This is a genomic window from Staphylococcus rostri (assembly GCF_002902145.1).
Lineage (GTDB): Bacteria > Bacillota > Bacilli > Staphylococcales > Staphylococcaceae > Staphylococcus > Staphylococcus rostri.
This window is the reverse complement of record NZ_PPRF01000163.1, coordinates 1-287: the sequence shown is the minus strand read 5'-3', so window position 1 is coordinate 287 and position 287 is coordinate 1. Positions and strand designations below refer to the sequence as shown.

Below are 287 nucleotides of genomic sequence, written 5' to 3'. Positions count from 1 at the left end.
AGATGTGTATAAGAGACAGGTATGGAGTTATGTTATGAGTATATTCATCTCTATACTTTACGGTACGAATAGGACTGTTTTTATTAAGTATATTTCCTAATTTTTTAAAAGTTTCATTGTCAGAAGCCTTTAATTTGCCTACTAATTCTCTTTTAAAACCTAATTCTAATTTAACTTCATAAGAACGGGTTAATTCTCTTATCAAGATATACATTAAATCGTGTATAGTATGTAAAAAATGAAGAGTTATGTTGTGATAATAAAATACCCAATAATAATTTTTCTCT

Annotated in this window: 1 protein-coding gene; it reads right to left on the bottom strand. The window is 26.1% G+C overall.

Annotated features, from left to right (window positions below; translation table 11 throughout):
• On the bottom strand, positions 1 to 287 hold a 287-nt coding region (locus tag CD122_RS11700; protein WP_240624175.1), incomplete at both ends, for a Cthe_2314 family HEPN domain-containing protein.